Source organism: Candidatus Hydrogenedentota bacterium (assembly GCA_035416745.1).
In the GTDB taxonomy this organism is placed as follows: Bacteria; Hydrogenedentota; Hydrogenedentia; order Hydrogenedentales; family SLHB01; genus UBA2224.
In genome coordinates, this window is the sequence record DAOLNV010000039.1 from 39,937 (window position 1) to 47,675 (window position 7,739).

At 60.7% G+C, this 7,739-nt stretch carries 6 protein-coding genes; 4 read left to right on the forward strand and 2 right to left on the reverse strand.

The annotated features are described in order from the left end of the window. The 4 genes from PLJ71_12850 to PLJ71_12865 form a co-directional block, all read left to right on the forward strand. The coding region (locus tag PLJ71_12850) for an SUMF1/EgtB/PvdO family nonheme iron enzyme (protein ID HQM49568.1) at positions 1 to 2,330 on the forward strand (2,330 nt) is incomplete at its 5' end. 212 nt (positions 2,331 to 2,542) lie between these two features. Next, the gene (locus tag PLJ71_12855) at positions 2,543 to 3,463 is read left to right on the forward strand and encodes a hypothetical protein (GenBank protein ID HQM49569.1); all 921 of its coding nucleotides are present in this window, start codon (positions 2,543 to 2,545) and stop codon (positions 3,461 to 3,463) included. Positions 3,464 to 3,637: 174 nt separating this feature from the next. Further along, a complete protein-coding gene (locus PLJ71_12860) occupies positions 3,638 to 4,861 on the forward strand; it encodes a PQQ-like beta-propeller repeat protein (GenBank protein ID HQM49570.1) in 1,224 nt (407 codons plus the stop codon). A gap of 337 nt (positions 4,862 to 5,198) precedes the next feature. Next, positions 5,199 to 5,702, forward strand: a complete 504-nt coding sequence (locus tag PLJ71_12865) for a hypothetical protein (GenBank protein HQM49571.1) — start codon at positions 5,199 to 5,201, stop codon at positions 5,700 to 5,702. 56 nt (positions 5,703 to 5,758) lie between these two features. On the opposite strand, the gene PLJ71_12870 is transcribed toward PLJ71_12865, so the two are convergent. Together PLJ71_12870 and PLJ71_12875 are read right to left on the reverse strand one after the other, a co-directional pair. Beyond that, a complete protein-coding gene (locus PLJ71_12870) occupies positions 5,759 to 6,556 on the reverse strand; it encodes a hypothetical protein (protein ID HQM49572.1) in 798 nt (265 codons plus the stop codon). Positions 6,557 to 6,872: 316 nt separating this feature from the next. Then, positions 6,873 to 7,739, reverse strand: an 867-nt coding sequence (locus PLJ71_12875; GenBank protein ID HQM49573.1) for a peroxiredoxin-like family protein, incomplete at its 5' end; no start/stop codon positions are given.

Below are 7,739 nucleotides of genomic sequence, written 5' to 3' on the forward strand. Positions count from 1 at the left end.
AGGCTATGAAAGAACTCATGGTTGTTCTGGCCGCTCTTATCGGAGTTTCATCAGTCTCCACGGCGCAAGGTGACCGAGGCGTCACGTCACCGGACCTCCAGATGGCCGATATCCCAGCGGGAGCCTTCGTCATGGGCAATGACGCCTCACCGCTCTGGGACCAGAAGCCCGCCCACAACGTTACAATCACGAGGCCGTTTCGCATCTCCGTCACGGAAGTCACTCTGGCACAGTACCGCCGATTTCGTCCGGACTGGTTTGCAGCGGCTCCCGGTGGGTCTGCGTGCGGCATGAGCTGGTACGACGCGTCGGCCTTCTGTGATTGGCTCAGTCGCACCGAGGGCAAGCCCTATCGTCTTCCCACGGAAGCCGAGTGGGAGTATGTGCGGAGGTCGGCAGAGAGTTGGGGCGTTCAAAACATGGCCAATGAGGTACGTGAATGGTGCTGGGACTGGTACGGCCCTTATCCGTCGCGTGATATGACAGACCCTCCCGGCGCGGCACAAGGGCTTGCGCGCGTGGTTCGCGGCGGCGTACTCGATCTTCTGGATGGGAAGTTTGAGTGTCTGCCCCGAACCGAATACGAATCGCCTGGTTACCGGGCGGGGTTGCCGCCGGCGTTCGGCATTGGGCCAGGCAGAGCTGAAAACGCCGCTGAGAGCGGTCTCGATGTGCCCGGCTATCATCACATCGGTTTTCGAGTAGTCCAAGGCATAATGCCCAGTACCGAACCCCTTGCATGCGAGTCCTTCTTCATCACACAAGGAATCAAGAATACCCGTCCCGAAGCGCGAATAGGTCCGGACATGACAAAACCGTATTTTCGCAAGCGCTATCTGCTGCCGTCGCCGCCGGAAACCGAAGGCGACCGCGCACGGATGGAACAACACCAGAAACGGATCGATGCCGCGGGCCTGGATCCTTCATTCCGCGGACATAATCACTCCCCCGCGCTTGAGGTCTGCGACAATGGCGACGTGCTGTTCGTGGTTTTCACCTCCTACACCGAATACGAACCCGAGATGTCATTGATGGCAAGCCGGCTCCGGTTTGGCGCTGATTCATGGGATATGCCGTCCCGCCTCGTCGATTGTCCAGGCGTGTGCGACAATACGCCGCTGCTGTGGAAGGATCAGGGACGGATTAATCTGTTCTGGGCATGGAGCCGCGCCGTAGGCGCTTATCCGTTTCAATGGATTGCGTCCGAAGACGACGGCGCGGCCTGGAGTGAGGCACAGTTTCCCAATTTCACCGGCGCGATAGGACCTCACTCGAGGCAGCCCGTCAACCAAGCCTTCCGGGGGGCGAACGGTACGATTTACGTGCCCAGCGACGCAGTCGGAGGCGCCTCAGTGCTCTGGGCCAGCCCCGACAATATGAAAACGTGGTTTGACACGGGCGGACGAAGCGCCGGCCGCCACACGGCCTATTGCGAACTCAAAGACGGACGAATCCTCGGCATGGGCGGCAAGAATACGGACATAGAAGGATACATGCCCAAAGCCTTCTCGTCCGATCATGGGAAGACATGGGAGGCCGCCAAGTCCTGCTTTCCGGCATTGGCGGCCAATCAACGGCCCAGTTTGCTGCGGCTTCAAAGCGGCCGGCTGTTTCTTGCCTCCGACTTTCAAAAACGCGAAGGAATCCGCCCCGCAGGCTTTACGGAATCGGGCAGTTTTGCGGCTCTTTCAGAAGATGAGGGCGAGACCTGGCGCATCAAGAAACTGTCCGGTGCGCAAGAGCACGAGAGCGGCCCCGCCTTCTTTAACGGCCTTCCCGGCGCGACAACATTGGGCTATTCGGTAGCGCGCCAAGCCCCCAACGGCGTGATCCACCTCATTACCACGATGAACCGTCCTTGTCTCCATTTCGAGATGAACGAGGCGTGGCTACTCTCGGATGATCCAGTACAGAGAACCGATCAGGAACTCATGGCAAACACCGCGCGGCACATCCAAAACGTCCGCGAGTTTAAGGAATGCTTTGCCGATGGCGCGCCGAGACTGACGTGGTGTGCTGGCACGGGCGACGACGGGCGTTATCTGCTGCACGGAACGGAAACCTGGTACTACCCTGACGGCAAGAAGCAGTACGAAGCGCAGTATGTCCTGGGCCAAAAGACAGGCATGGAGACGTTATGGCGTCCGGACGGTTCCAGGCAATGGGAATGGGCCCATGACTCCGATGGTGAATCCCGATGGCTCCAATGGTGGGAGAACGGAACCAAGAAAGCCGAATCGACTTGGAAAGACTTCCGCGCAGTTGGAGTTGCCCGCACGTGGAACCGGGACGGCACGCCAGCCATCGAAATGGATATGACGGCGCAATAGAGCCTTCGGAAGAGACCCGCCCTGCAGGAGACCTCTCCGGCCCCATGACGTGTCCAGCAAAGACGTTCCGCGAAGGGGAACGCGCGGCAGAGGGCCTCGGAGCTTGACGGATTCGTCCGCCGCGCCTATTGACCGCGCGCGGGTTTGCTGCAACAATGGATCCCAGCGGCGACCGCGCAGGTGCCACCGGCAACCGAGGGGAGTGGATACCAATGCGCCAGCACAACCTTACCCGGCCACTTGCACTGGCAGTTCTTCTAATGGCGATCTTCCTCATGTGCGGCTCGTGTCAGGATATCGGGTTTCCCGAGGAACTCGCGTCGATCTACGTGTCGATCGTTGTCCACAACGAGGAAACGCCCGAGTATATTAGCGATCCGAATCTCTTTGAAGAGGAACGATCGGCCCTTGTGGAATTCGCCGATATGCTGCATGCCAACAACGTCATGCTGAACTGGCAATCCGACTGGAAATTCCTCGAGGCGGCGAAACAACACGCCGTGGGCGGCAACACCGGCGGCCTCAACATCGTCGAGTACATCCACCATCTCGGCTTTGAAGTAGACCCCCACGCTCACGAATCGCAGTATACCTACGCCGATGTGGCGGCACTCATAGACCAATTGGGCGTCACGCCATCGAACATCGCTGGCGGGTTCGTCGCCTACCCGCCTGAGGAGTGCCTCCTCGAGCGTTTCTGGCAGCCCATCGAGGGCGACGTGTACGAATATACGTGGCAGGCAGAGGCTCTTTGGGGAGGTGCGACCTCCGGACACGTCAACGAGACCTCCCTGTGGGCGTCCGGCATCTGGAAACCCCAGGACAACGAGCATTTCATGGTGCATGACGACAACGCGCCGCTGCCGCATATCGGCAAGTATGGAAACACGTGGGAGGACCTCGACGATCTCGTGGAGCAGCAACAATCAGGCATGCTCGATAAGGACGCGATTTACACCGCCGTTATTCTTGTGCGGCAGGCCGAACTGACTGGTCCCGATTTCATAGACGAGTTCGAGGCCGATCTTCAGGACCGGTTAGACAGCCCCGGGCTTCATTTCGTAGGGCTCGGGCAGCTATTGGGCATCTGGGAGTACGACTACAACAGCGCCCCAAACCAGTATTTCTATTAAGACCCCTGCCGGTGCTTGAGGAATGCTTGCTCTCAGCGAAAACCAATGACTCCGGGAATTCAGACATGTTGCTTCCTTGTGGCCGCCACTGTATCCTCCTCTCCCCGGCATACGTGATTGCGCGGGGAACACATTGAGACATTGCATGCGAGGTATTGCGACGTGAGGAGAATCTTGACGATAGTCTTGGCGCTTGTGTGGGCAGGAGGTGTGGCGCTGGCGGGCGACTCTCCCCAGTTTCGCGGGCCGCACCGTGATGGCCGGTTTGATGAGGAGAATCTGCTGAAGGCGTGGCCCGAAGGCGGCCCGCCGTTGCTGTGGGTCGCGAGGGGATTGGGCAAGGGTTATTCGTCGCCGTCTGTGGCGGCTGGCAAGCTCTACGTGCCTGGCATGCTCGACGAGCAGAACGCGGCCATTTTCATCCTCACACCCGACGGCGCCATTGAACGCTCGATCCCGGTGGGGGTCGAGACAGAGGACAAGCAGGCGCCCGGTCCCCGTTCGACGCCGACTATCGAAGGCGACACCCTCTTCATGATTTCGGGCCTGGGCGAAGTCTATTGCCTCGATATCCCCTCGGGGGCGAAGCGGTGGAGCGTGAACATCCTGGAACGTTTCGCGGCACAGAACATCATGTACACGCTCGCGGAGTCCTTGCTCGTGGACGGCGATCGCGTCATCTGCACGCCAGGCGGGCCCGACGCGGGTCTGGCCGCCCTTAACAAGCAGACGGGCGAGACCATCTGGACCACCAAAGGGTTCGGCGACCCGGCTTCGTATTGTTCACCCATCATCTACACGCACAAAGGCAGGCGGCTGCTTTTGACGGAGACTGCGAATTTTCTCGTCGGCGTGGACGCGGACAGCGGCCAGTTCCTGTGGCAGGTCGAGCACCTCACCCGGGACGGCATTCATGCGGTGACGCCCGTGTACATGGACGGGCTCGTCTACTACACCGGCGGTTACAAGGCGGGCGGCGGCGCCGTGCGCCTTTCCGATGACGGCGCAAGCGCGGAACCCGCCTGGAAAGACGAGACGCTCGATTGCCAGCATCACGGCGTCGTGCTCGATAACGGCTATCTCTACGGGACAAGCCACATGTTCAGCAACCAGTTGATCTGTACCCAGATGGCCACGGGCAAGGTCATGTGGACCACGGAGGAAGTCCGTCAGGGCGTGGTCGAATACGCCGATGGCATGTTGTACATCTACGAAGGGCCGAAACGAGGCATCGTGCATCTCGTAAAGGCCGCGCCGGAAGGATTCGAGCGCGCGGGCATGTTCACCGTGACCGAAGGAGACGGAAACCACTGGGCGCATCCTGCTATCGCCAACGGGGTCCTGTATATTCGCCACGGGGACGTATTGCTGGCGTACAATCTTCGCGCCACGCCGTGAGGCGCGACAATTCGTGCGGAGACCGGCTGGTGCCGCATCTTCCCTGGAACTGGACTCGGCATGGGGAGAAATGCAATGCCATCCATCTCTTCTCGATGCAACGCCGCCGGCCGCCTCTGGGGCGCTCAAATCAGACATCCAGCCTCTGGCTTCCGGCAACAGGTCCGTTCCATAGCCAATTCGATGGCTAACGCCGCATTGGCTGCTGTTGTGATGATGGTCCTGCCGGTTGTTTCGGGGGCTCAGGAGAATCCGCCTGTCATCCTGGAGAACCAGGCTCTTGAGGTCCGGATTCCGCCCTCGCCGGCGCCTCCTGCGGTCCCACGCAGTGAACCTCATGACCGGCCGCACGCCGGGCGGCTCCGTCTGGTCTTCCCCGGACAACATGTTCAACGCCCATCCGGACCAAATTACACTGCTCCGAAACCATTGCCGCCTGTTGAAGACGCCCGCACGCGAATTCCTCATGCTAGGCAAGATGCTTCACCCATTTGAACTGGACGTAGAAAAGCTGACGTTCGATTGGGGAAACGGCGTGGGCGAGAACGCCGAAAAGCAAACCACGGCAGACCCCGCGATTCTCACCAGCTCCTGGCAATCCCCCTCGGGCGGGATCGGCCATCTATTCGTCAACATCTCGGACAGACCTCAGCCCCTGGCCATTCAACTCGACACCCGCAACGCTCCCGCATGGCCCATCTGCGACGTCCATCTCTGGAGTTCCGAGGAGACTGCCACTATTCGCACACTTTGGCAGGCCACCGGGCTCCCGCGCGAGTTCTCTCGCGAACTGCAGCCGCTCGAAGTCGTGTTTGTCGAGGTCCGTCCCCCCGCCGGTTGACGGGCGCGTAGCCTCTGCCAAGTTGGACCGATTCGGGAGCCGCAAGGCCGACCGTGCTACCGAATCCGGTAGGACCAGTCTGAATTCTGCATGGGAGCACCCTGTACAGGCCGGCTGATCCTGCTGCGGCTGACCATCGGAGGCCGCTGCATGGCCGAAGTTCGAGGCGGTGTCATGCCGGGGCTGTTCCGCAGGCCCGTCTGCGCTTTGTAGTGGCCGTACCCGCTATGGTAGCCGGGATACGCGCCCCGATAAGGCACCGGCCTCGGACAGGGCGACAAATGCACGTAGGGTGGCGGGGCACAGTACGACGGCGTCTGCAGGATAACCGGAGGAGCAGGAACCACTGTGACGGGATAAGGCGCAGGGACGGGTACAATCTCGGCCGGCTGCGGGACAGTCACAACAGGCGCCGCTGCCACGGGAGGATAAGCCTGATAAGTGCCGGCGTTCACCAAAATCCCTATAAGATCGACAACCGCGTTTGCTATCCCGACGTCTCTATAGGCTTCCGCATCCGAATAGCCGTGGTGGTCCCAATGCTTGTAGTCTCCGCCGTGATGGTTGTGTCTCGCCGATTCAAGCAATTGACCCAAACCCTCGAGGCCGGACAAGCCCGAATGCGAGGACCCCGAGAAGAGGTTACTGCCGCTGCCGCGGGATCCGCCCAGACCGCTTCGTCCATTTAGCCCGTTGATACTGGGTGCGCGCAGCCCGCCTCCGGAACGATTTGGCGCCCGCATGCCTCTGCCACGCGACTGCGCCACCGCCTCGGGCGCGAACAGTGCCAACGAGGCCAGCACGGCTACGGACAAGGCCACCGCTGCCACTCTCCTTCTCTTTCTTAAAATCATAATGGCCTCCTTTCAGAATCCTTCGTATTAGACAGTACCTCCAACATATTTGTTCATTTCGTGCTGCACGAGGCAAAGAGCCGCTCCGAAGCGCAATGGGTTGCGCGCAAACGACTTGCGTTAGTCCTGTTATTGAAGTGCTCTTCCTGAAGATTTTGAGGACGCAATAGAACGAATGGCTCTGACGTAAGCGAACAACGGAGGGATGGTCTTCCTACCCGTCCATGCGGTCATCGGGGGCGGACACGTCCGCGCTCCTGTTCAACCCCTTGGCGGCCCTGGGCCACGCGGTCCACGCGCCGCCGTCTGTGGCTGATCACGCCGGCGGAGGGGCCGGAGCAACCTCGGGCGCGGGTGCCGGCGGTGCGGGAGCTGGTTCAGGTGCAGGTGCGGGTGTCGGCGGAGCGGGTGCTGGTTCAGGCGCAGGCGCGGGCGCCGGCGGAGCGGGTGCTGGTTCAGGCGCAGGTGCGGGTGCCGGCGGAACGGGTGCTGGTTCAGGCGCAGGTGCGGGCGCCGGCGGAGCGGGCGCTGGTTCAGGCGCAGGAGCAGGCGCGGGCGGGGGCGTCTCTTTCAGTGTTTTCAATGCTGCAACAATGTCCGCAGGTTCGGCGCGCAGGCGGAAATCGGCGTTGAGGAAGGCGTAGCGGATGACCCCGCCTCCATCAATGATATACGTGGCCGACAAGGGCAACTCGTTTGAGGCATCTCCATTGTACGCGTTGAAATCTACCTGCTGAGTCAAGTGCTGCGCCACAACATCCGGAAGCTTGTACGCTATGCCGTATTGTTTCGCGGTTTTGTTTCCCGCATCCGCGAGCAACTCGAATCCCAACTTGCTCTCTTGAACCGCCTTTGCCGAGTGCTCCGGTTTCTGCGGGCTTAGCGCCAGCACGCGGGCGCCTTGTTCGGTGATGCGGGGCAAGGCTTCCTGCAAGGCCTGGAGTTGAACGTTGCAGTAAGGACACCAAGCGCCTCGGTACCAGACGAGCACAACGGGCCCTTGCTTCAGCAGATCCTCAAGCTTAACCGGCTGGCCTGCCACGTTGGGAAGCTCGAACATGGGCGCTTGTTCTCCCACCTTCTTCGCTTTGTCTACGATGCCCGACTGGGCGAGTTCGTCGATCCCCTGTTGATAGGCCTGCGCAATTTCCGGAGCAGCCGTCTCCTGGAATTTCGCCTTCAA